Origin of the sequence: Streptococcus sp. 959, from assembly GCF_013277075.1 — a bacterium.
Classification (GTDB): domain Bacteria; phylum Bacillota; class Bacilli; order Lactobacillales; family Streptococcaceae; genus Streptococcus; species Streptococcus pseudopneumoniae_C.
This window is the reverse complement of sequence record NZ_VMMF01000002.1, coordinates 79,775-103,472: the sequence shown is the minus strand read 5'-3', so window position 1 is coordinate 103,472 and position 23,698 is coordinate 79,775. Positions and strand designations below refer to the sequence as shown.

Genomic DNA, 23,698 nt, shown 5'->3' with positions numbered 1-23,698 from the left:
TTAGCTTTAAGAGCGTCATCGATTGCTTTCTTAGCTTCTGGTTTCTTAGTTGCTTCTGGATTTACAGCTTTAACATCTGCTACACCTTTATCTTTAGCACCATCTACTGCTGTTTGCGCTTCTGCTGCTTTTTCTGGTGTTTCTGCGTTGCTTGGTTGAGCATCGATTGCATCTGTTGCTTCCTTAGCTTTCGCTTGAGCTTCTTCTTTGGCTTTAGCTTTCTCTTCATCTGTGAGATCGTTACGGCCAGCGATTTCTGCTTCTTTCTTAGCTAATTCATCCGCTACTGCTTTCTTAGCTGCTTCTTTAGCTACTGGGTTAACTTTGGCGATTTCACCAGTACCTGCTTCTTTAGCTTTATCTACTTCTGCATTGCTTGGTGCTGCATCAATTGCTTCTTTAGCTTTATCTGCTGCTTCTTTAGCTGCTTCTTTAGCTGCTTTCTTCTCGTCATCTGTCAAGTCTGTACGAGCGTCAATTGCTGCTTCCTTAGCTTTAAGAGCGTCATCGATTGCTTTCTTAGCTTCTGGTTTAGCTTTGGCTTCTGGATTGATTGCTTCAACTGCTCCAGTACCAGCTTCCTTAGCTTTATCTACTTCTGCATCTGTTGGTGCTGCATCAATTGCTTCTTTAGCTTTATCTGCTGCTTCTTTAGCTGCATCTTTAGCTGCTTTCTTCTCGTCATCNNTCCTTAGCTTTAAGAGCGTCGTCGATGGCTTTCTTAGCTGCTGGTTTCTTAGCCGCTGCTGGATCTACAGCTTTAACATCTGCTACACCTTTATCTTTTGCACCATTTACTGCTGTTTGTGCTTTTTCTGCTGCTTCTGGTGTTGCTGCGTTACTTGGTTGAGCATCGATTGCATCTGTTGCTTCCTTAGCTTTATCTTGCGCATCTTTCTTAGCTGCTGCTTTTTCTTCATCAGTTAAGTCAGTACGTCCGTCGATGGCTTTTTCTTTCTCAGCTAATTCATCTGCGATTGCTTTCTTAGCTGCTTCTTTAGCTACTGGGTTTACAGCTTTAACGTCTGCTACACCTTTATCTTTTGCATCATTTACTGCTGTTTGAGCTTCTGCTGCTGCTTCTGGTGTTGCTGCGTTATCTGGCTGTGCATTAATAGCGTCTGTTGCTGCTTTTGCTTTCGCTTTTGCATCTTCCTTAGCTGCTGCTTTTTCTGCGTCAGTTAAGTCAGTACGCGCATCGATGGCTTTTTCTTTCTCAGCTAATTCATCTGCAACTGCTTTCTTAGCTGCTTCTTTAGCTACTGGGTTTACTTTCGCTATTTCTCCAGTTCCTGCTTCTTTAGCTGTATCTACCGCTGCGTCTGTTGTTGCTGCATCGATGGCATCTGTTGCTTTCTTAGCTTCTGCTGCTGCTTTATCTTTAGCTGCTTTCTTCTCGTCATCTGTCAAGTCTGTACGAGCGTCAATTGCATCTACTTTAGCTTTAAGAGCATCTTCAACTGCTTTCTTAGCTGCTGGTTTCTTAGCCGCTTCTGGATTTACAGCTTTAACATCTGCTACACCTTTATCTTTTGCACCATCTACTGCTGTTTGTGCTTTTTCTGCTTCTTCTGGTGTTGCTGCGTTGCTTGGTTGAGCATCGATTGCATCTGTCGCTGCTTTTGCTTTCGCTTTTGCGTCGTCCTTAGCTGCTGCTTTTTCTTCATCAGTTAAGTCTGTACGTCCATCGATTGCTTCTTCTTTCTTAGCTAATTCATCTGCGATTGCTTTCTTAGCTGCTGCTTTCGCTACTGGGTTTACAGCTTTAACATCTGCTACACCTTTATCTTTAGCATCATTTACTGCTGTTTGAGCTGCTGCTGCTGCTTCTGGTGTTGCTGCGTTATCTGGCTGTGCATTAATAGCGTCTGTTGCTGCTTTTGCTTTCGCTTTTGCGTCGTCCTTAGCTGCTGCTTTTTCTGCATCTGTTAAGTCAGTACGTCCGTCGATGGCTTTTTCTTTCTCAGCTAATTCATCTGCGATTGCTTTCTTAGCTGCTTCTTTAGCTACTGGGTTTACAGATTTAACGTCTGCTACACCTTTATCTTTTGCATCATTTACTGCTGTTTGTGCTGTTGCTGCTGCTTCTGGTGTTTCTGCGTTATCTGGCTGTGCATTAATAGCGTCTGTTGCTGCTTTGGCTTTCGCTTTTGCATCTTCCTTAGCTGCTGCTTTTTCTGCGTCAGTTAAGTCAGTACGTGCATCGATTGCTTTTTCTTTCTCAGCTAATTCATCCGCAACTGCTTTCTTAGCTGCTTCTTTAGCTACTGGATTTACTTTCGCAATTTCACCAGTACCAGCAGTTTTAGCTGCATCTACTGCATCGTTTGTTGTTGCAGAGTCGATAGCCTTAGTTGCTTCTGCTGCTGCCGTATTATTTTTCGCAATTGCTGCGTCTTTTTCTGCTTGTGTTAGATTTGGATTTGCTTTAATAGCGTCTTCTTTCGCTTTACGAGCTGCTTCAACATCTGCTTTTGCTGCATCTTTCTTAGCTACTACTGGATTATCTCCTGCGATTGCAGTTGTTCCTGCGTCTTTAGCCGTATCAAGAGCTGTTTTTGTAGCAGCATCATTAATTGCTGTCAAAGCTGCTGTTTTGTCAGCATTTACTTTATCGATTGCTGCTTGTTTCTCATCATCAGTAGCATTTGGAGTTTTATTGATGGCAGCAATTTGGGCTTCTGCTGCTTTTTCTACTGCCTCAATAGCTGGTTGTTTATCAAGAGTTACAAAGTCTGACAATGGTTTTTTATCTGTAGATCCATCTGTATATGTTACTACAAGATTTCCAGCGTTATCTTTTTCTACTGATTTAATCTTAGTCTTAGCATCTGCAGCATCTACAGTTTTACCTTTTTTGTCTGCAAAGTTGGCATCATCATTAGTTTGAGCATACTCAATTTGCAGTTTTTCTTTGATTTTATCTAAGTCATCTGCTGTTACATTAGCTGGGTCTGCTACAGCTACTTTTTCTGTTGGAGCTGCAATGTCATATTTAGATGTTTGATTTTTAACTACGAATCGAGCATACCCTGGTTTTTCTTTCGCGTTTTTATCTACATCTAGCGCTCTATAATCAGTGTTTGAAAGTTTACCATCGTTGTCTTTAGAAACGATAAAACTTGTCCACGCTTTTCCAGCTGTAAGGTTTGTAGTGCCAGTCATCTTGATAGTAGCTGTTCTTTTATCTTCAGATACTGAACCTTCTCCTGTAACCACACCATCTTCAACTTTACCTGTTGTCAATTTGAATCCATTCGCGTTATTCCATGTAACATCTCCAGGTCCACGTAGGTAAAGATCTTTAACTTCATTTTCATCTGAACCTTTGAATGTTAAATCAGTGTTTTCACCTGAATAAACATAGATTTCTTTGTTGGTTTGATTTGAGTATGGAAGTTCTACTGTTGGAGCTACGTTTACAAAATCTGCTAATGCTTTTGTATCTTTAGAACCATCTTTATAGGTTACTACAACATTATTTCCTTCTCTAGTAATGCTTTCAATACGATCAGTTTGGTTTTCAACGTCTTTTCCTTGTTTATCAAGAAGATTTTTATCTGGGTTTGTAGCAGAGTATTGAATCTTAATACTGTCTTTAATCTGGTTAAACTCGTCTTCTGTGATATTATTAGCATTTGCTACAGTAACTTTTGTCTCTGGATCTTTAATATCATATTTTGCTGTTTGAGCTTTTAATTTGATAGTGAATGATCCTGGATCACTTGCATATGTCTGCTCTGTTGCAGTATTTTTGATATAGGCACCATCAGTATCTGTAGCCGTTGCATAGCGAGTTACAATTTTCAGCTCTCCTTCTGCTGTTTTAGGGAATGAACTTGCAGGAATTCCAGAATTGTCTTTTGAAATGTTACCTTTAATTTTTACAATAGCAGGGGTCTCAGCTGTTGCTACTGTTTCAGTTGAAATTTTTTCAACTGTTGTATTAAACTCATTATTTAAAATATTTGGATTTGATGCATCTTTAGGTGGTTGTTCTACATTTCCACCGCGGGTTATTGTTGCTGATGCTACTTTTCCATTATCATCCTTAAATTTAATCGGAATATCGAAGTCTTCATTAGCATATACATAAACGTCTTTTTTACCATCTACAGAGAAAGGAATTTCTACCGTTGGAGCTGCGTTTGTACGTGCAACACTTGCAACTGGGGTAGTATCTACTGAATCGTCTTTATAGGTAACAGTAACTGTTCCGTCGGCAACCGCGATTTCTTTCACTACTGAAGATCTATCTGCTAAGACTTCCCCTTTGTGAGACGCTAGTCGAGCATCTTGTGTCGTTGCCTTATCAGAATATTGAATCTTAATTTTCTCTTTGATTTTAGTAATATCAGGCGCAGTCAAGTTGTTAATATCAGCAACACCAACTTTATTCTCCTCTGTTACTGGTTGAATATCATATTTGTATGTTTGAGATTTAACAACTAAGTTAAACGCACCAGGAGCATTTAAGTTGCTACCTCCAGATAGTTTATTACCATTAGAATCTTCAAGTTCTAAATATCTTGCTCCTAATACTGCTCGTTGGTTTTCAGCTTTCGTATAATCTTTAATCCCTTTAAAGGTATCGTTTGGTTTACCAGTAATTTTAATTTTTACTGGACCTGGAGTATCGCTTAGTGTTTGATGATAACTCCATCCATAACCGTCTATTTCAACTTCTTCTTCGGGAGGCATAGTTCCTCTTCTGTATTTTGTATAAGCTATCGCTTGATCACTTTTCGATTTTAGTACGAACTGACCACTTCCAGCTTTAACTGTTGCTCTTTTGATATTTCCAGCTGTTGAGTTAACTGTAATATTGACATCTGCATTTTCTTCATTGTAAAGGTAAATTTCTTTTCCATTAGAATATTCCATAGAATAAGTAAAGGTACCTTGAGTTTCAGTTGTCTCAGCACGGAAAGCATTGTTTTTGTCTAATGCTTGTCCATTACGTTCGTCTTTTGAACCTGAGTTTTCGATAGAGTTAGATTCTGATTTTTTCTCAGTGTTTTCTGCTTTTTTACCTACAGTTGGTTGTCCGTTAGTAGTATCTACTGCTGGAGTTTCTTTTTTCTCTACAGATTTAGCTTTTAATTTAGTGTTTGCTGTAGTGACAAGTTTGCTGTAAGCTTTTTTTAGTTCAGCTTGAGTAGTTGCATTCGCTAATGTAGCTTTTGCAGCTTCTAAGTCAGCTTTTAATACTGCAACACTTTCTTCTGTTTTGTTATCGTAAGAACCGTTAGAAAGTTTTGTCTCAATTTCTGAAATTAAATTTGTCAACTCTGACTTGTCCAAAGTTGGAGTTGTTGCTTCTGCTGGTTTAGCAGTAGCCTCTTCCGAAATTGTTTTGTCTTCAGTGGCTTTTGCTGGAGCTTCTACAGATGGTGTATCTTGTTTGCTTAGCTCATTAGCTGATACAGCTCCATTACCTAAGAACATGAAAAGAGCAGCGACCGCTACACTAGCCGCTCCAAAGCTATATTTACGAATCGAGTAACGCGTGACCTTTTCACGGTGCAAACGTTCAACACGACTCATGGGATTTTTGTGTTCCATTTTATTCTCCTTTTGGAATTAGTTGATTTAGCTTCTACATAACAAAATTTATTACTTAAAACGAATAAGCAATATTCTCTTATGCATGCAGAAACCTACACTCATATTCTATCCTATTTTCAATATATATGCAAACTTTTAGACTTCAAATTTTCGCAAAAAAAAAAAAGTGTTTTGGGAAAGTAAGGAATTTTCAGATAATTTGAATTTGCATTTTTTTACGCCTAAATATATATTTAATCGCTATATTATTCTATTATATTTTTGTTCGATTTATACGTAATTACAGAAGATATTACATATATATAATTAGAATCAGAGTAAGTTTAAAAACAAGCATTGACTATTAGCCCAAAATAAAACATGCTATCTAATTTGATAACATGTCCCCATTCTCATTTATAGTAAAGCCTCAAACTCAGCGACAGTCATGCCCAATTGCTCACTCGCAAATTCGGAAGTTAAAACATGTTGGCGTACTAAATCTAGAAAGGTAAAGATTTTCCCACGCTCTAGACCTTGTTCAATACCTTCGGCCCTCGCAGTTTCCAAGGCATAGTCCTGTGCTAACAAGGCTTGTTCTTCGCGCATACGTAGTTGACTAAACATTTTCCTTTCCTCCTCGGACCAGCTCTTATAGTCTAGCAGTTGGTCTGCCTGACTGATGGCTCGCTCAGGTTCTTGGGTAAAGGGTTTATTACCGAAAAACTCCAACCACGGTTTGCGAACCTCGTCTTTGCTGGTTTCTCTGTATTTTTTTAATTCCAAGAACGCCATCTTGACTAGATGGTTTTCTTAATCATTAGTGCTGGTCTTACAACAACGCCTCAAACTCAGCAACGGTCATGCCCAATTGTTGACTTGCAAATTCGGAAGTTAAAACATGTTGGCGTACTAAATCTAGAAAGGTAAAGATTTGTCCTTCAACTTTTCCACGCTCTAATCCTTTTTCAATACCTTGTTCAATACCTTCGGCCCTAGCTGTTTCCAAGGCGTAGTCCTGTGCTAACAAGGCTTGTTCTTCGCGCATACGTAGTTGACTAAACATCTTCCTGTCCTCCTCGGACCAGCTCTTATAGTCTAGCAGTTGGTCTGCCTGACTGATGGCTCGCTCGGGTTCTTGGGTAAAGGGTTTATTACCGAAAAACTCCAACCATGGCTTGCGAACCTTGTCTTTGCTGGTTTCTCTGTATTTTTTTAGTTCCAAGAATGCCATTTTGACTAGATGGTTTTCTTGACAGTTATTTGTAATAGTTAAGGCCTCACCTGTCGTATCCTCGCGCATACTAAAGCTATGGAAAGCCAAGTCATCCGAGAAGTAGTTGCTGTCCACGATTGCGATAGCGTAAACAGGTGCGATGTGTTTGTAACTCTGATGAGTATCACCTTCTCGTTGACGAATTTTTTCTAGGTTTTGATTGACCTGACTGCACAAGTAAGCCCACAGGCGATTGATGAAAAAATTCTGATGATGTACCTGAATTTCAATAATAACCTGTGTCCCATTGTCCAACTCCGCTAAGACATCTATACTAGTATAGAAATCCTGGGCCGAGTAAGGCATTGAAGGTAAGACATGAATATTGCTTCCCTCCAAAATGGTCACATTTTTGGCTGGTAAGTCCAGCATATCGCGGATAAATTGACAAGTGATTTCTGGATTGCTAAAGATTTTCTTAGCAACCAAATCATTGGTTGGGCTGATGCCCGGATGACGTACAGTCAAATTGCTTCTCCTTTCATTATAGCACATTTTTAAATCTAGGTTTACTAGATTATCTGGCTCTATCTATTTATTCGGAAAAGGAAATGAATTGTTAAGATATTTTATTTTAACTGAAATATGAACCTTAGCAAGCAGTTGTCTATCCAAAGTCAGATTTAGATAGAGATTCAAAGTTCTACCAGTAGCCAAACTCAGAGTTAGTATGATCAGATTTTTTTAGTTGCCCCAGCTTGAAACTGACGGACTAATACTCAATGAAAATCAAAGAGACAACTAGGAAGCTAGCCACAGGCTGTACTTGAGTAGAGTAAGGCGACTCTGACGTGGTTTGAAGAGATTTTCGAAGAAGTATAAGCTCATCCTGATGAATAACACCATATCCACCTATAGCCAGTTAAACTCAAATCTTCGTTTCTAAAGAAGTACTAGTAGATTGAACTATACCATCTTATTAACAACTTTATCCACAGCTGTGGATAAAGTTGTTAATAACTAAAAATCCTTTCCTACATTCACAAAAGTTTTTATTACAATATGAAATATCCAAACTTTTCTGACTAACTACTGTTCTCTACCAAGGTCCCTCTCCTCCTAGTTAATAAGTAACATTCAAATTCTCTCCGCGTCAACAAGTGATACTCAATCAAAATCAAAGAGCAAACTAGGAAGCTAGCTACAGGATATACTTGAGTAGAGTAAGGCGACGCTGATGTGGTTTGAAGAGATTTTCGAAAAGTGTGAAACAGTATTGTTTACAAAGATTAGCGTACTTCACCCTTGATATTTACTACATAGACTATCATTTCAAAAAGAAAAATCCCTAAACTCCAAATAGCAATAATTAATCATATCTATCCACAACTTGTCCACAATCTGTGGATAACTTCTGTGAATTATCCAATTTATAAGAACTCTTTTACTCTCAGTTGGCTACTATTTCTAAGGTTAATGAGATTTTCCCACTCTTATAAATCTGTGGAAAAGTCTGAAAATAACTCCATTGTCAAGAAACAATACAAAGCTTACAAAAGAACCAAAAAACACCTCTCTGAATGTTCATTCCAGAGAGATGTTCCTTTTGTCTTATACTCAATGAAAATCAAAGAGCAAACTAAGAAGCTAGCCGCAGACTGCTCAAAACACTGTTTTGAGGTTGTAGATAAGACTGACGAAGTCAGTCACATATATACGGCAAGGCGAAGCTGACGCGGTTTGAAGAGATTTTCGAAGAGTATTAGTCTATTATTTCTTCTCAGCACGGAGGGCTGACAAGATTTGTGTACGGATATCATCTACACCATTTGGCGTATTTGGTAAAAAGATAGTTTGATTGCCTTTAGAAGCAAAGGTATTCAAGGTATCCAAATACTGGTTGGTCAAGAGGATAGACATGATTTGTTCTTCTGTCATGCCAACATTAGCTTCCTTGAGTTCGGTGATAGACTCTGCCAATCCATCCACAATCGCCTTACGTTGTTGGGCAATCCCCACACCATGGAGACGATCTTTTTCTGCTTCGGCTTCAGCTGCAGTGACAATTTTAATCTTGTCAGCTTCTGCCAATTCTTGCGCTGCGACCCGCTTACGTTGCGCCGCATTGATTTCATTCATGGATTGCTTAACTTCTGCATCTGGTTCGACCTTGGTAATCAAGGTTTTCACGATAATGTAACCATAAGTTGTCATTTCTTCTGCTACTTGGTGTTGAACTTCAAGGGCAATCTCATCTTTTTTCTCAAACAATTCATCCAAGGTTAATTTGGGAACAGAAGAGCGAAGGGCGTCTTCGATATAAGATTTAATCTGAGATTCTGGACGCATGAGTTTATAGTAGGCGTCTGTCACGCTCTGCTCGTTGACACGGTACTGAGTCGCTACATTCATCATAACGAACACATTGTCTTTGGTCTTAGTCTCAACCACAATATCACTTTGCAACAAGCGCAACTGAATCCGCGCTGCAATCGAGTCAATCCCAAAAGGCAAGCGAATGTGAATACCGCTATTGGCAACCTTTTGGTATTTCCCAAAGCGTTCAATAATCGCCACCGACTGCTGACGAACCACATAAACTGTACTCAGTGTGACTATCACCAATAGGAGCACACAAACCACCACAAAAATCATCAAAAATGTTGCCATTATCGTGACCTCCATTATTATTTTTTCCTGTATTATAGCACATTTAAAGAAGGTTGTGCAGTTTTTACTGCAATTTTTCCTGAAATGTCAATAATTAGAGGTGAAACTACATTTCAAGTTAGTAATCGCTTTTTTCATTACGTTCACTTCTATAGAATCTACATCAATAGTCAGGGAATAACTTGCCTTAACTTTTCCTTCGTGCTATACTAGTGATTGAAATTAATAATGGGAGATATTTCATGAAAACAGCAAAAACTACTGTTACAATCCTTTCTGCACTTGCTTCTGTCGTCTTATTGGCTAGTTGTGCAACAAAGTCCACAGAAACACAGACAAGCAATAATAGCTCATCTGATAATCAAATTACAATGACATATGACCAACTACGGTCAAGAGAAAACACTATGTCAACCCTTTGGTACCAAAAATCAGCTGAAACTAAAGCTTTATACATACAGGGTTATAACGTTGCAACAAATCACCTAAAGGAATTGCTCAAAACAGAATCAGACAAACCTTACTCTATCGTTTTAGACTTGGATGAAACTGTCCTAGATAATAGCCCTTATCAAGTACAAAATGTCAAAGATGGTACAGCATTCACACCTGAAAATTGGGATGTTTGGGTTCAAAAAGCTGCAGCGAAAGCCGTCCCAGGTGCTAAAGATTTTCTTCAGTTTGCCGATCAAAACGGTGTCCAAATCTACTATATTTCTGATCGCTCGGCTAATCAAGTAGATGCTACCATTAAAAATCTAGAAAGTGAAGGAATTCCCGTTCAAGGACGTGATCATCTCATGTTCTTAGAAAGTGGTGTAAAATCCAAAGAGGGGCGTCGCCAAAAAGTTCAAGAAAAAACAAATCTTATCTTATTATTTGGTGATAACCTCGTAGACTTTGCAGATTTTTCTAAGACTTCGGAATCTGACCGTGATAAACAACTTGAAGAATTACAAAAAGAATTCGGTGAAAAATTCATCATCTTCCCAAATCCAATGTACGGGTCATGGGAATCAGCTGTATACGGTGGTAACAAACTAGATGCTAAAGGTCAAGTAGAAGAGCGCCAAAAAGCCTTGCAAGGTTTTGATAAATAAAACAAATAAGTTGATTCTACATAAAATTAGGTTAACTTACAATCTTCAAAAAGTGGATAGGAAGGAATTCTGATAATCAGAAAACTTTCCTATCTACTTTTATGATTGATATAACATCTGATACTATACGTTTTTTGATTTTAAAGACTTTGTCGCCTAGACCCTGTATTTCAAGCATTAAGTGAGGTTGATGAGCTAAATTTATTGTGGTATACTATTTTTGTCATCGGTTACCGATTACGTTCCTTACGGTTCGTGAGAGCCTTATCATAGAGCTCGTTCTTACTATTATAGCAGACGTCTTCGCAGGAATTATCTTGTATTTCGTTTGCAAATGGCTAGATGGTAAGAAGCAGACCGAGTGACTAGCCTATCAACACCCGTTAAATCTCTAAGATACGTCAAAAAAGCCCTTAACTACTGGCATAGTTAGGGGCTTTGGTGTTCTAATGAACCTTGCCTATCGAGTTTATTCTAACATACAGGTCCAGATATTTCAAGAGCTTTATTTATTTTTTACAGTTCTGGAAAGGTCTATAATGAAGTTAGCCATCTAATATCTAAAAACCGACTAGTTCCTATGATCTAGTCGGTTTCTCATCAATGTGCCAACATTTCTTGGGCGATTTCTTGGCCAGATAGGTTATCTGGGTAGTAGGTTGGCCAGTTATCCATTTCTTCAAAGAGTGCTTCTTGGCTTGTGCCTCCAAAGAAAATATGGAAATGTTCTGCCTTAACTGGGGCGATATTGTGGTCACTAAACTGAACATACTTCAACTGTCCAGCGTCTGCATCTGTGGCTTCAAAGAGGAAGCGCACGCCACGATTGCCTTTCTTGTAAGTCAAGATTTTCTTACCAACATACCTGTAGGTGAATTTCTTACTTTGTCCACCTTGAACAAATTCCATAGTATTATCAGTAATGTTAATCTTAGTCACATCTGTCTGATAGCCTTTTGTATAGTAGGCCTTGTACTCAGCCTGAGTCATCTTACCAGTCAACTTAGCCTTGTAGTCAAAGACTTGGTCAAACGTGCCATCTTCAAGGAAAGGATAAACTGATTGCCAATTACCTGCATAGTCACTCAAGGTGCGGTCCTTAACAGCCGCATCCTCGAAGTAACCATTTTGGACTGTCTTGGTATCCTCTGCCTTTTCAGGCTCGATTGCTTGGCCCTCTTGGTCTGTTGTTTGTTTCAAAGTCTTGAGGTTTTTCTCCATGATAGAGATGTAATTTTCTCCAGCCTTGGTGTCCTCTTCTGTCAGACTTTCTAAAGGATTGAGGACATCTGTTTTGACACCTGCCTCTTTTGAAAGTGTATTAGCAAGGGCCTGTGAGGCATTTTCCTCAAAGTAGATATAGGCAATTTTATTTTTCTTGACATACTCTGTCAATTCTGCCAGACGAGCAGCTGATGGTTCTGCATCTGGAGAGAGGCCTGAGATTGCGACTTGTTTGAGTCCATAGTCCAAAGCAAGATAGTTAAAGGCTGCGTGCTGAGTCACAAAACTCTTTTGTTTGGCTTGAGACAAGCCTTCTGCATAAACCTTATCCAAGGCTTGCAATTTTTCGATATAGGCAGCTGCATTCTTCTCAAAGGTCTCTTTTTTATCAGGATAATCTGCTGACAAGCTATCACGGATGTGCTCTACAAGTTTAATGGCGCGAACTGGTGATAACCAAACATGGGGATCGTACTCATGGTGATGGCCTTCTTCTCCATGGTCATGGTCTCCCTCTTCTTCCTCTCCACCTGGCAAAAGCAACATATCGCCTGTCGCCTTGATGGTTTTGACCTTTTTCTTATCCAAAGTATCTAGCAATTTAGGAACCCAAGTTTCCATGTTTTCATTTTCATAAACGAAGGTATCTGCGTCTTGGATTTTGGCAACTGCCTTGGCAGACGGTTCGTATTCATGAGGTTCTGTACCAGCACCGATGAGGAGTTCCACATTAGCCGTATCTCCTGCGACTTGCTTGGTAAATTCATAGACAGGGTAAAAGGTTGTCACAATATTTAATTTACCATCTGCCTGCTTTTGATTGGAACAAGCCACTAAAAACAAGGCACATAGACTGACTAGCAATAAGCTAATTTTTTTCACGTTCGTCTCCTATTTGATAAAACGTCTTACTAAACTAATGAGTAAAAAGACAGTTACAAAAATAATGGTAATACTTGCACTTGCAGGTGTTTCTGCATAGTAGGAAATGTAAAGTCCTGCTACCATTCCTAAAAATCCAATAGCACTGGCAAGCAACATGACCGATTTAAAGTTTTTCCCCAGACGCAGAGCAATACTAGCTGGCAAGACCATAATAGTCGATACCAAAAGAGCTCCTGCAGCAGGAATCATAAGGGCAATGGCCACCCCTGTCACCATGTTAAAAAGAATAGACATGGTACGAACTGGCAAGCCATCCACAAAGGCCGTATCCTCATCAAAGGTCAAAATGTACATCGGACGAAGGAAGAGGAAGGTCAAAATCAAAACAACCGCCGCAATGACAAAGAGGGAAATAACCTGCTCTTCGCTGATAGTCACGATTGAACCAAAAAGATACTGGTCCAAACTCATAGAACTGGAGCTTTTACCCTTGCTCATGACAATCAGAGAAACAGCCAGACCCGTTGACATGAGGATAGCTGTCCCTATTTCCATAAAGCTCTTGTAAACCGTACGGAGATACTCCAAAAAGACCGCCGCAATCAAGACAATAGCAATAGTTGAAATAGTCGGAGAAATCCCTAGTACCAGACCAAAGGCTACACCTGAAAGCGAGACGTGGCTAAGAGTATCACTCATCAAACTCTGACGGCGCAAGATAAGGAAGGTTCCAAGAACTGGTGAGAAAAGACTCATGGCAATAACTGCTAGAAAGGCGCGTTGCATAAAGTCATAAGATAATAAACTAAGCATGGCCCACCTCCTGATCATTCTCATGAACGTTGAAACAACGCCATGGCGAGTCTTGATTACGGACTAGATGAATATTACGGTCCGCATAGTCCTTAACTTCTTCAGGGTCATGGGTAATCATCAAAACAGCCTTACCATGATGATGGGCACTGTGGTGCATGAGTTCGTAAAATTCATTTTTACTTCCTGCATCCATCCCCGTTGTCGGCTCATCTAGGATAAACACATCTGGGTCAGAAGCAAACATACGCGCAATCACCGCTCGCTGCTTTTGTCCTCCAGATAGAGAACCCAAGCGTTTGTCTCGGTGTTCCCACATACCAACTGAATCTAAACTGGTCTTGATATGCTCCTCATCATGAGCATTCAAGCGACGGAACCAGCCCTTTCGCGGATAGCGACCCGACTTGACAAATTCATAAACCGTACTTGGAAAACCAGCATTAAAACTGGCAATCTGCTGGGGAAGATAGGCTATTCTCAATTTCTTACCCTGCGTATTTGTCTTTGAAATGGTCACCTTGCCAATGCGTGGCTGAAGGATTCCAAGACTGGCCTTGATCAGTGTCGTCTTAGCTGCCCCATTCTCCCCTGTCAAGGTAACAAATTCCCCACTATCAACGCTATAATTGATATGTTCAAGAACGGGCTCCTTATCATAATAGAAGGATAAATCCTCTACCGTAATGTATCTCATTATTTGATTTCTCCTACTAAAGCAGTCAAAAACCGCTGGATCACTTTTTGTTCATTTGGAGTAAACTGAGTCGCCACTTGTTCATAGGTTAAAAGTGTATGCTCATGGTGATGGTGGTGCTCCTCAGCAATTGGACGAGCCAAGTCAGTCAACTGATAAAAAATCACACGCGCATCTTTCGGATCTTTAGACGTTTCCAACATTCCTTCCTTGACCAAAGACTTAATGGCCTTGGTAACTGCCGCCTGACTGACATTGAGACGACGAGCCAACTCTGAATTTGTTAAAGATTCCTCTGACAAAAGCATGAGGATATGCTCCTGGGTATTGGTCAGAGCTACCTCGCTAGTACAATGACCTATTAGGATTTCATGTTGGTTTTCCGCCTGTAAAATCACCTCATTCAAAAAGCCATCGATATCCTTCGCTAGCTGTCTCATATCTGACTCCTTTCCTTTTGGACTTCTCTTTTTTAAGAGAAAATACTATTCTTTGAAGAATTATTTACTGGTTAATTATATCACAAGCAAAAAAAGAGTCAAGAAAAAACGTGAAAATAGGCTTCATTCTTGAACTCTTCTATAATTATAATCTATTGAAATTCTTTGACATCTCCATCATAAGTCGCCCAATCTTTGCTGAAAAAGCGCTCATTCAGATGGTAAGTCGGAGCTGGTGTGGGATTGGATAGGAAAGGATCAACTGCCTTGTCAAAAGCCAACCAACCCAACCAACCAAGGTGAATGGTGTCCTTCATAAAGAAAGGCTCCCCGCCGTCCTTAGAAAAATCTGCTATATTGTTAAACCCTTGACTTTCTAACTGGTAGCGAATCTTCTGCACCGTCTGTTGGTACATGTCCTCTCGTAAACCAGCGTAGTCCATCCATTTTTTATTAACAGGTGGAATGATAAAAATCGGGTTGACCTTAGATTTAGAAAACTGGGTTAAAACCAACTGCAGGTCATTATACTCAGATGATTTAAGGTAATTATAACTAGTCTGTGATCCTTTTAACTTTTTCAAATAGTCTCTGATTTGTGTATCATAGAAGCGATTATCCATACCAAATTCATTATTAGAAGTATTCTTTTCTGCATCTGCTTTGACAACATCTTCTATCGCTTGATAAGAAAACTGGTCTGGAATAGTATTCAAATATTTTTCAACATGTTCTTTATATTTCAACCACTGTCTGATTGAGAACTGTCCAAAAAAATTGGCCTGTTTCTGATTGATTAGAGAGCCAATTTCTATACGCATATGATCAAACTCTGAAAGAGATTCCTTATTAGCAATTTTTTGTACTATATCTTTCATTGATACATTTGAAAACTGTTTTAATAATCTCTTAGATGCATGCTGACTACTAATATCTCCTGATTGATTTTCTAAAAAAGAAGTTAATTGATCACTATTAAAATACTCTTGAAAAACTGCAGGTTCATAATCACTTTCTGTAAACCATTGGGGAGATATAACAAATACAGCTTGTTTATTCTCTATTTCTGACAATATCTGTTGCATCCCAAAATACTGGTTAAGCGATGCAGCTCCCCTCTGTCCTAAAAGATAGGGGCGGTAGGAGCGATTGTATTTCTCAGCCAAGACTGCAGGATGAGCACCGTCAAAACGAAGCCATTCACTAGAGCCAAAGAAGGGAACAAAACGCATACTTGGATCAGATAGGGCTCTGACCTTTTGACTTCGCTCCTTAAAACTATCGATAGTAGTAGCCACCGCTGAACGTTTTTCAGCTCCTAGATTATGACGCATCTCAGTAGGATAAAAGAAAATGAGCAGAAAAACCAACAAACCAGCTATCAAGACCGGTCCGAAGATCATCCATAAGCGTTTAAGCATTTTGTAGCTCCACAATACCAGCTATGATTTTATTAGCTGTATTCCAGTCATCACGACCAAACTCTGTTACAGGGACACGAATGTCAAAACGGTTCTCAATCTCCACAATCAACTCAACCGTTCCCATACTATCCAAGACACCTGCGTCAAAAAGATCTTCATCCATCATGTCAGAAACATCTTCCATAAACAACTCATCAATAATTTCGATAACTTCTGATTTGATATCCATATTTTATTTCCTTTTATTTTTTAAACCATAAATCATTCAAAAATCCAGAAAAGATTAAGAATGACAGCATGACAACATGGAAGGTGACAACCATGCCAAGCAACTGAATCCAGCGATTCTCAGGTAGAGCAGCCTTCCCTGCTTTTTTCCGTTCTTTATTGAGCGCTTTTTTCTTGCGAATCCAAACGTCATTAATGACCAAGCCCAGTCCATGAAAGAGTCCATAGGCGATATAGTACCAGGTCACTCCATGCCAAAATCCCATGATCAGCATATTTACAATATAGGCCACACTTGAGGTTACATTACGATTTTTAAAGACCTTCTTTCTGGTCAATACCATGACCATTCGCATAAAGACAAAGTCACGGAACCAGAAAGACAGACTCATATGCCAACGATTCCAAAACTCTTTTAAATCCCTTGATAAAAAGGGCTTGTTAAAGTTGATAGGGCTACGGATTCCCATTAAGTTTGAGATGGCCAAGGCAAACATAGAGTAACCTGCAAAGTCAAAGAAGAGCTCCAGACCAAAGGTATACATAACTGCCAAGGCATAGAGGTTAAAGAAACCACCTGACTGCAGGGCTAAATTCTTCAGAGGAGGTAGTAAAGTTTCTACTAAAACATGAGCTAGGATAAACTTATACAAAAAGCCCCACATGATATAGCGAACAGATTCATCCAGCATATCCATCAACTCATCCCGCTCAGGAATGGTCTGATAATTTTCATTGAAACGTTTAAAACGATCGATTGGACCACTTGAAAAAGTCGGCATGAAGAGAAGGAAACGAAGGAATTCCCAGAGAGTAAAATCCTTAATCACTCCATCTCTCAGCTCGATGATAATCCCAACCGAACGAAAGGTCAGATAAGAAATTCCCAAGAACCCAAGCAAAGACTGCGTTCCATTGATAGCTGGTTGCACCTTGACAAAGATAATCGGAAGTAAGGACAGAAAACTAACTAAGTAGAAGACCCACTTGCCATCCTTACTTTTTCGATAATGCTTGTAGAAAAGCAGAAGCAATATTTCCCAGCAAAGGTAAATACCCAAGGCAGCCAATTGATTGGTCTTCCCACCTACCAACATGGTGACGATAAAGAAGAGGCTAACCAGCACTTCATACCAGGCAAAGCGTTTCTTGAAAAAGAGACCGATAAAGATAGGCAAGGTGGTAGCAATCACATAGACAAAATACTGAGGATTGCCATATGGCTCTAAATGAGGAAGCTGTTGAAAGAACTCCATCATCTCTTGTTCACCTCGTTAATCAATCCTTTGATGTCAATCTTTCCATTTGGAGTCAGTGGCAAACTGTCTCGGTAAAGGAATTTAGACGGCATCATGTAGGACATCATGATGTCTGTCAAATCTTCCTTGATAGCCTTGGTAATATCGATATCACGTTCAAACTGCTCACGAACACCGTCTTTCAAGATGACATAAGCCAATAGATTTTGCACCTTGTGGTCTTTATTATAACGTGGCACAGCTACAGCAGACTCGATAAAGCGAGACTTATTGAGATTTTGAGAGACATCTTCTAACTCAATGCGGTAACCGTTGAACTTAATCTGGAAGTCCATGCGTCCGCCGTAGAGAAGTAAGCCTTCATCTGTCATAGTTCCCACATCTCCTGTATGGTAGGCTGGTAGACCTTCAAACTCAAAGAAGGCTTCTGCCGTTTTTTCAGGATTGTTCATATAACCTTTTGAAACGGCTGATCCAGAAACAATGATTTCTCCCTGTTCGCCATTTGGCAATTTATTGCCTTCCTCGTCAATGATAAAGGTTGGAGAATCAGCCTTGGTATAGCCGATTGGTAGGCGTTTGAGAGTCGCTAACATCTCGTCTGTCACGGCAACTGCTGACAGGGCCACTGTCGCTTCTGTTGGGCCGTAAGCATTGATAATACGGGCATGTGGGAAACGCTCGCGCAGTTTTTGAGCTGTTTTAACCGTCAATTCTTCGCCATCAAAGTAGAAATGCGTGATTCCAGGCATTTTCTGACTATTGAAGTCTTCTGACAACATGGCCATATCCGCAAAAGAAGGCGTTGATGTCCAAATAGCGATTGGCAATGAAAAGATGGTCGTAAAGAGTTGCTTAAAGTCCTGAGTGATGGCTGAAGGAAGAGCGAAAAGCGTACCACCAAGTGCTAAGGTCGGTGCCCAGTACATGACGGACAGATCAAATGAATAAGGTGGCTGAGCCAGCATTTGCGGACGACTTGGTGTCGCAAATTCCTTATCCGTAATCATCCAGTTAGTAAAGCTGAGGAGATTATCATGTGAAATCTGCACTCCCTTTGGCTTACCAGTCGTACCAGAAGTAAAGATAATGTAGTAGTTATCATCGCCCTTAACTGGATGCGTGATTTCATAGTTATTCCCTTGGGCAAAGGCTTCTTGAACCTGAGCCAGATTCATCATAGGTGTCGAAACCTGCTCCAAGGGAAAGTCTGAAATGGAAATAATCAAACTTGGCTCTGCCACTTCTAAAATAGCTGAAACTCGCTCCAAGGCCGAATGGCTATCAATTGGAATGTAGGCATGACCTGACTTAGTCAGCGCTACAAAGGTTGCCAACATTTCATATTCTTGGCCACCAAAAACGACCACAGGAAACTTCTCAGGCAAGCCTAGTTGGTCAATGGCTGCAGCCAAACTATCCGAATCAGCCTTCAAATCTCCATAAGTATGTTCTTGACCCAAAACATTATAAACAGGATAAGTAGGTTGTGTCTGAGCAAAATGCTCAATGGTTTCAATCATATCTACTATTGGTTTATTTGACACAATAGGAATTCTCCTTCAAGTTAAAATTCATTATAGATAAAGCCTCCTTGACCCTGACCAAGATAGCTAAAGAAGTAAAGCAGCCCTAGAAAGATAAGAAAATACAAGGCTGTCCGACCAAGAAAGAGGTACAATTCTTTTCTCTGTTTCATCAAGAAAAACCATTCATTTCTGTAATTTTTGTTAAATAAGATGAACTCTTACTATAGTATTTTTCTACCATTGTACCACTTTATAGGGTGGTTTTTCAATTGTTTGCCGTAGATTTTCATTATATTTAAGCTAATTTTAAAATTATGCGGTTTTTCTGTGCATATTTTTAAAAAAGAGCCTGAGATTTTCATCTCAAGCTCTATCAACATAGTTGTTTTCTAGATTAGAAAAGCGAGAATACAAGCACAGCCAAGGCTGCACCGATAACAGGTCCCACAACAGGAATCCAGGCATAAGACCAGTCTCCGTCTCCCTTGTTTGAAATTGGAAGGATACTGTGCATGATACGAGGTCCAAGATCACGCGCAGGGTTCAAGGCATAACCTGTTGTCCCACCTAGTGATAGACCAATACCGACAATTAAGGTACCCACTGCAAAGGTTCCGATACCTGCCTGAAAATCGTAAAGACCCAAAGCAAAGATTGTCAAGACCAATACAAAAGTTCCAAGGATTTCGCTAATCAAGTTTGATACAGTATCCTTAATAGCTGGACCAGTGCTGAAAGTAGCCAAAATATTTCCTGCATTTTCTTCTGCCTCATAATGCGGTTTGAATTGCAACCAAACCAAAATCTGACCCAGCATAGCCCCTGCAAACTGAGCTAGGATATAAGGGAAAACGGAAGCCCAAGGCAAACCACCTTTTAAAGCTACACCAATGGTCACAGCTGGGTTTAAATGAGCTGGACTGAGTTTGCCAGATACAAAGACTGCAACCGCAACTGCAATTCCCCACCCCATAGTAATCACAATCCAACCTGAGCTATTGCTCTTGGTTTTTGGAAGAACCACACCTGCAACAACACCATTTCCTAGAAGAATCAGGATTAAAGTCCCTAGAAATTCTCCAAATAATTCATTCATCATCTTTCTGTCTCCATTAAAAAGAAGGAGAGGATAGACTAGGAGTCCTGTCCCCCACCTCTTTTATTTTTTCTTAATTTTTTAATTCTGCTAAATCGTTGTTAGCAAGAGCTGATTCGACATCAGCACGGTAAGCTGCTTTTTCTTCTTCTGACCAGTCATAGAATCGTCCCATTTCATCCAAAACTGGCTCAACGATGCTGTCCAAACTATCACGCATAAAGAGCATATGGTTGGTACGACGAAGAAGGAAGTCAACTGGGCTAAGAGCCAACTCATTGCGCATTGCATAGTGAAGTGACAAAGTGTCTGCCAAACTGAGACCTGGCGCTTGTTCCAAGCTGTGAGCAAGAGCAAAGACTTTCGGCGCATTTGAACCGTAAAGATTTGCTAGGTAATGAGCTTCCTTGCTATCCAAACCACGTGACACTCCAAGTTGCGCAAAGGCTTCGATTTCTGAGTCTACATTTGCTGGGTTCAATTCTCCACCTGAAACAGGGTAAGTCTTAGAGTTGATCAGTTTAAAGCTGCGGTCAAATTCTGCTTTGAGGATGTCAACCACGCGCTCCATAGCTCCTTCTGCCATTTTACGGTAGTCTGTGATTTTACCACCAGCAAGTGTCAAAAGGCCATTGTCATCACGGTCCAAGCTCGAACCACGAGAAACTGCAGATGGGTCCAAATGCTTCTCAGATGTGCTACTTTCAAGCTTGCTGACAGCAGACTCAACATCTTCACGTGTTTTTTCTTTAGAGAGATAAGATTCAACAGTCGCAATCAAGTTGTTAAAGCTTTCATCACTGATAGTTCCGTTATTTCCGCCATTGTAGTCAGAAGCGCTATTGCCTGCGATCAATGGACGAAGACCTGCCCAGCTGCTTTCGATATCATCAATGGTGATGTTGGCTTCTGGGAAGCGGTTGTTGACAATGCCAAGTAGGTAATCTACATCTTCTTGAGTTACTTTTGGATGTTCCAAATCACCTGTGTAGTCTGTATCAGTTGTACCAAAGTAAGTCTTGTTTTCACGTGGGAGAACAAAGACCATACGACCATCTCCCAAACCTGTGTCAAAGTAAACAGGCTGTGAAACCTTGATCTTGCTTGAATCCACAACTAGGTGAACTCCCTTAGTTGGACGCATTTGTGAGAATTGTGTTCCCTTATTAGACAAATTGCGTACCTTATCACTCCAAGGACCTGTTGTATTGATAACCAGACGAGCCTTGATTTCAAAGACTTGGTCTGTCAAGAGATCACGAGCTACCACACCTGTAATCTTGCCACGTTCATCAAAGAGGAAGCCTTCTGCCTTCACGTGGTTAGCAATGAGTGCACCGTCTTGGTTGGCACGTTTGATGTTTTCAATCACGAGACGCGCATCGTTATTACGGAAGTCAAGGTAAACCCCACCTCCTACCAAGCCTTCCTTCTTCAAGTTTGGCTGGCGTTCCAAGACTTCTTCCTTGCTCAAAACCTTGTTAGCAGCTGGTGTGTTGCTAACACCTGCCAAAAGGTCGTACAAGTCCATAGCTACTTTGAGACGGAAGAGGCTAAAGGTTGCTCCATCTTCATCGTAAACTGGCAAGAGCATTGGATCTGGTTTTGGAATATGTGGTGCAATTTGTTGAACCACTGCACGTTCTGAAACCGTATCTGATACAACTTCTACGTCAAATTGTTTGAGGTAACGAAGACCTCCGTGGACCAATTTTGTTGAACGGCTAGATGTTCCTTCTGCGAAGTCTTGCATTTCAATCAATCCAGTCTCAAGACCGCTAGCTGCCGCCTGCAAAGCTACACCAGCCCCTGTGATTCCTCCACCAATAATCAAGAGGTCCAGGGTACGTTCCTGCATTTTTTTAATTGATAATTCACGTGTTTTCTTTGAAAATTCCATATTTACACACTTTCTAACTGAGTCGCTTTATTCTTCCAATATTAGTCATCTACTTCCGCAAAGACTTGAGTCGCTTTCACAGCTTTCTTCCAGCCCTTGTAGAGTTGTTCCTTGCGAGATTCGTTCATAGATGGCTCAAAAAGTTCCCCAGTCTCATTCAAGAGCTTCAACTCATCCAAGTCTTTCCAGTAACCAACTGACAAACCTGCTAGGAAGGCTGCCCCTAGAGCTGTTGTTTCCAAGTTTTTGGCGCGTGCGATATCGATTCCCAAAATGTCAGCTTGGAACTGCATGAGGAAATTGTTCATAGCTGCACCACCGTCTACTTTCAAGACTTGGATAGCTGTCTGCGCATCCACTTGCATGGTGTCGATGATATCACGCACCTGATAAGCGATAGATTGCAAAGTCGCCTTGATAAAGTCTTCTTTAGTTGTTCCACGAGTTAAGCCAAAGACAGAACCGCGAGCGTTTTGGTTCCAGTATGGAGCACCTAGACCTGTAAAGGCTGGAACGACATAAACTTCATCATTGTTGTGAGAATCACGAGCGTATTTTTCAGATTCTGGTGAATTTTCAACCATGCGAAGACCGTCACGAAGCCACTGAATAGCACTTCCTGCGATGAAGATTGAACCTTCCAAGGCATAGTAAACCTTGCCGTTGATTCCGTAACCAATGGTTGTCAAGAGGTTGTTTTCAGACAACTGCATCTCTTCCCCAGTGTTCATGATGATGAAAGAACCTGTTCCATAAGTATTCTTAACCATACCAGGTTCAAAGGCTAACTGTCCAAAGAGAGCTGCCTGTTGGTCACCAGCCATACCTGAGATTGGCACTTCTCCACCGTAGAAATGGAATGGAGCTGTCTTGCCGTAGATTTCAGAGTTAGAACGAACTTCCGGAAGCATAGCCTTAGGAATGTTGAGGATTTCCAAAATCTCATCATCCCATTTGAGTTCTTTAATGTTATAAAGCATAGTACGGGCTGCATTTGAGTAATCCGTCACGTGAGCCGCACCGTCAGTCAATTTCCAAACCAACCAAGTATCAATCGTACCAAAGAGCAATTCTCCTTTTTCAGCTCGCTCTTGAGCGCCTTCTACATGGTCCAAAATCCAGCGAACCTTAGTAGCTGAGAAATAAGCATCGATGATCAAGCCAGTCTTTTCATGGAATTTTTCCACATAACCTTGGCTTTTTAGTTGCTCAGCCAAAGGCGCTGTCTGACGAGACTGCCAAACGATTGCATTGTAGATAGGAAGTCCTGTTTTCTTATCCCAGACGACAGTTGTTTCACGTTGGTTAGTAATCCCGATTGCTTCTATTTGACTTGGCTTGACACCACTTTCGATGAAAGCACCCGCAATAACTGACTGAACAGAGTTCCAAATTTCATTGGCATTGTGTTCTACCCAACCTGCCTGAGGGAAAATTTGAGTGAACTCTTTTTGACTAGAGCTAACTTTTTCTCCTTTTTTATTAAAGATAATGGCACGAGAACTTGTTGTTCCCTGGTCAATAGCCATGATGTATTTTTCTTGTGACATGTGATGTCCTCCTCATAAAGATCTTGAGGATGTCTCCTCTTTACACTAACTAGTATACAAAATAAAGCGCTTTCTTGTTTATCAACTTTTTTTAATTTTTAAAAAAATGTGAGGAGATTG

Annotated in this window: 17 protein-coding genes and 1 pseudogene; 1 reads left to right on the top strand and 17 read right to left on the bottom strand. The window is 40.4% G+C overall.

Going from position 1 to position 23,698, the window contains the following annotated elements:
• The 5 genes and pseudogenes from HT717_RS00815 to HT717_RS00785 all read right to left on the bottom strand — a co-directional run.
• A partial coding sequence (locus tag HT717_RS00815; protein WP_345890433.1) for a DUF1542 domain-containing protein occupies positions 1 to 479 on the bottom strand: 479 nt, incomplete at its 3' end.
• 202 nt (positions 480 to 681) lie between these two features.
• Entirely contained in the window at positions 682 to 5,565 is a 4,884-nt protein-coding gene (locus tag HT717_RS00805) for a DUF1542 domain-containing protein (RefSeq protein ID WP_173304130.1), read from the bottom strand.
• 399 nt (positions 5,566 to 5,964) lie between these two features.
• Positions 5,965 to 6,360, bottom strand: a pseudogene (locus HT717_RS09840) (hypothetical protein); the annotation flags it as partial.
• Between the two features lie 19 nt (positions 6,361 to 6,379).
• Positions 6,380 to 7,291 (bottom strand): Rpn family recombination-promoting nuclease/putative transposase, encoded by a 912-nt coding sequence (locus tag HT717_RS00790; protein WP_173304126.1) that lies wholly within the window; start codon positions 7,289 to 7,291, stop codon positions 6,380 to 6,382.
• Positions 7,292 to 8,533: 1,242 nt separating this feature from the next.
• Positions 8,534 to 9,418, bottom strand: a complete 885-nt coding sequence (locus HT717_RS00785) for an SPFH domain-containing protein (RefSeq protein WP_004235732.1) — start codon at positions 9,416 to 9,418, stop codon at positions 8,534 to 8,536.
• 257 nt (positions 9,419 to 9,675) lie between these two features.
• Between HT717_RS00785 and HT717_RS00780 the strand changes: the two genes are divergently transcribed.
• Positions 9,676 to 10,533 (top strand): 5'-nucleotidase, lipoprotein e(P4) family, encoded by an 858-nt coding sequence (locus tag HT717_RS00780; RefSeq protein WP_049532988.1) that lies wholly within the window; start codon positions 9,676 to 9,678, stop codon positions 10,531 to 10,533.
• Between the two features lie 600 nt (positions 10,534 to 11,133).
• Here the strand turns inward: HT717_RS00780 and adcA are convergent.
• The 12 genes from adcA to glpK all read right to left on the bottom strand — a co-directional run bounded on the left by adcA (position 11,134) and on the right by glpK (position 23,578).
• The gene (adcA, locus tag HT717_RS00775) at positions 11,134 to 12,639 is read right to left on the bottom strand and encodes a zinc ABC transporter substrate-binding lipoprotein AdcA (protein ID WP_173304124.1); all 1,506 of its coding nucleotides are present in this window, start codon (positions 12,637 to 12,639) and stop codon (positions 11,134 to 11,136) included.
• 9 nt (positions 12,640 to 12,648) lie between these two features.
• Positions 12,649 to 13,455 carry a metal ABC transporter permease gene (locus tag HT717_RS00770; protein WP_000950030.1) on the bottom strand — a complete coding sequence of 269 codons (807 nt, stop codon included), beginning with the start codon at positions 13,453 to 13,455 and terminating at the stop codon, positions 12,649 to 12,651.
• On the bottom strand, positions 13,448 to 14,152 hold the full coding sequence (locus HT717_RS00765) for a metal ABC transporter ATP-binding protein (protein WP_173304122.1): 705 nt from the start codon (positions 14,150 to 14,152) through the stop codon (positions 13,448 to 13,450). The genes HT717_RS00770 and HT717_RS00765 overlap by 8 nt, the downstream gene beginning before the upstream one ends.
• Complete coding sequence (adcR, locus tag HT717_RS00760) at positions 14,152 to 14,592, bottom strand: zinc-dependent transcriptional regulator AdcR (RefSeq protein ID WP_001249314.1); 441 nt, start codon at positions 14,590 to 14,592, stop codon at positions 14,152 to 14,154. Before adcR ends, HT717_RS00765 begins: the two co-directional genes overlap by 1 nt.
• A gap of 152 nt (positions 14,593 to 14,744) precedes the next feature.
• A complete protein-coding gene (gene dltD / locus HT717_RS00755) occupies positions 14,745 to 16,013 on the bottom strand; it encodes a D-alanyl-lipoteichoic acid biosynthesis protein DltD (protein WP_173304120.1) in 1,269 nt (422 codons plus the stop codon).
• Positions 16,006 to 16,245 (bottom strand): D-alanine--poly(phosphoribitol) ligase subunit DltC, encoded by a 240-nt coding sequence (gene dltC, locus HT717_RS00750; RefSeq protein ID WP_000351967.1) that lies wholly within the window; start codon positions 16,243 to 16,245, stop codon positions 16,006 to 16,008. The genes dltD and dltC overlap by 8 nt, the downstream gene beginning before the upstream one ends.
• 13 nt (positions 16,246 to 16,258) lie before the next feature.
• Positions 16,259 to 17,503, bottom strand: coding sequence for a D-alanyl-lipoteichoic acid biosynthesis protein DltB (gene dltB, locus HT717_RS00745; RefSeq protein WP_173304118.1), 1,245 nt, complete (start codon positions 17,501 to 17,503; stop codon positions 16,259 to 16,261).
• A complete protein-coding gene (dltA, locus tag HT717_RS00740) occupies positions 17,500 to 19,050 on the bottom strand; it encodes a D-alanine--poly(phosphoribitol) ligase subunit DltA (protein WP_173304116.1) in 1,551 nt (516 codons plus the stop codon). The genes dltB and dltA overlap by 4 nt, the downstream gene beginning before the upstream one ends.
• A 20-nt stretch (positions 19,051 to 19,070) precedes the next feature.
• On the bottom strand, positions 19,071 to 19,202 hold the full coding sequence (locus HT717_RS00735) for a teichoic acid D-Ala incorporation-associated protein DltX (protein ID WP_000813666.1): 132 nt from the start codon (positions 19,200 to 19,202) through the stop codon (positions 19,071 to 19,073).
• 224 nt (positions 19,203 to 19,426) lie between these two features.
• Positions 19,427 to 20,131 carry an MIP/aquaporin family protein gene (locus tag HT717_RS00730; protein ID WP_000980823.1) on the bottom strand — a complete coding sequence of 235 codons (705 nt, stop codon included), beginning with the start codon at positions 20,129 to 20,131 and terminating at the stop codon, positions 19,427 to 19,429.
• A 70-nt stretch (positions 20,132 to 20,201) separates the two neighbouring features.
• Entirely contained in the window at positions 20,202 to 22,028 is a 1,827-nt protein-coding gene (gene glpO, locus HT717_RS00725; protein ID WP_173304113.1) for a type 1 glycerol-3-phosphate oxidase, read from the bottom strand.
• Positions 22,029 to 22,069: 41 nt separating this feature from the next.
• A complete protein-coding gene (gene glpK, locus HT717_RS00720; RefSeq protein ID WP_070482504.1) occupies positions 22,070 to 23,578 on the bottom strand; it encodes a glycerol kinase GlpK in 1,509 nt (502 codons plus the stop codon).
• Positions 23,579 to 23,698 lie beyond the last annotated feature (120 nt).

What these genes read in the sequence shown, in the direction of transcription:
- HT717_RS00785 (WP_004235732.1), bottom strand. Translation starts at nt 9,418, where the DNA reads ATGATTTTTGTGGTGGTTTGTGTGCTCCTATTGGTGATAGTCACACTG.
- HT717_RS00780 (WP_049532988.1), top strand. Translation starts at nt 9,676, where the DNA reads ATGAAAACAGCAAAAACTACTGTTACAATCCTTTCTGCACTTGCTTCT.
- HT717_RS00770 (WP_000950030.1), bottom strand. Translation starts at nt 13,455, where the DNA reads ATGCTTAGTTTATTATCTTATGACTTTATGCAACGCGCCTTTCTAGCA.
- HT717_RS00765 (WP_173304122.1), bottom strand. Translation starts at nt 14,152, where the DNA reads ATGAGATACATTACGGTAGAGGATTTATCCTTCTATTATGATAAGGAG.
- adcR (WP_001249314.1), bottom strand. Translation starts at nt 14,592, where the DNA reads ATGAGACAGCTAGCGAAGGATATCGATGGCTTTTTGAATGAGGTGATT.
- dltD (WP_173304120.1), bottom strand. Translation starts at nt 16,013, where the DNA reads ATGCTTAAACGCTTATGGATGATCTTCGGACCGGTCTTGATAGCTGGT.
- dltC (WP_000351967.1), bottom strand. Translation starts at nt 16,245, where the DNA reads ATGGATATCAAATCAGAAGTTATCGAAATTATTGATGAGTTGTTTATG.
- dltB (WP_173304118.1), bottom strand. Translation starts at nt 17,503, where the DNA reads ATGATGGAGTTCTTTCAACAGCTTCCTCATTTAGAGCCATATGGCAAT.
- HT717_RS00735 (WP_000813666.1), bottom strand. Translation starts at nt 19,202, where the DNA reads ATGAAACAGAGAAAAGAATTGTACCTCTTTCTTGGTCGGACAGCCTTG.
- HT717_RS00730 (WP_000980823.1), bottom strand. Translation starts at nt 20,131, where the DNA reads ATGATGAATGAATTATTTGGAGAATTTCTAGGGACTTTAATCCTGATT.
- glpO (WP_173304113.1), bottom strand. Translation starts at nt 22,028, where the DNA reads ATGGAATTTTCAAAGAAAACACGTGAATTATCAATTAAAAAAATGCAG.
- glpK (WP_070482504.1), bottom strand. Translation starts at nt 23,578, where the DNA reads ATGTCACAAGAAAAATACATCATGGCTATTGACCAGGGAACAACAAGT.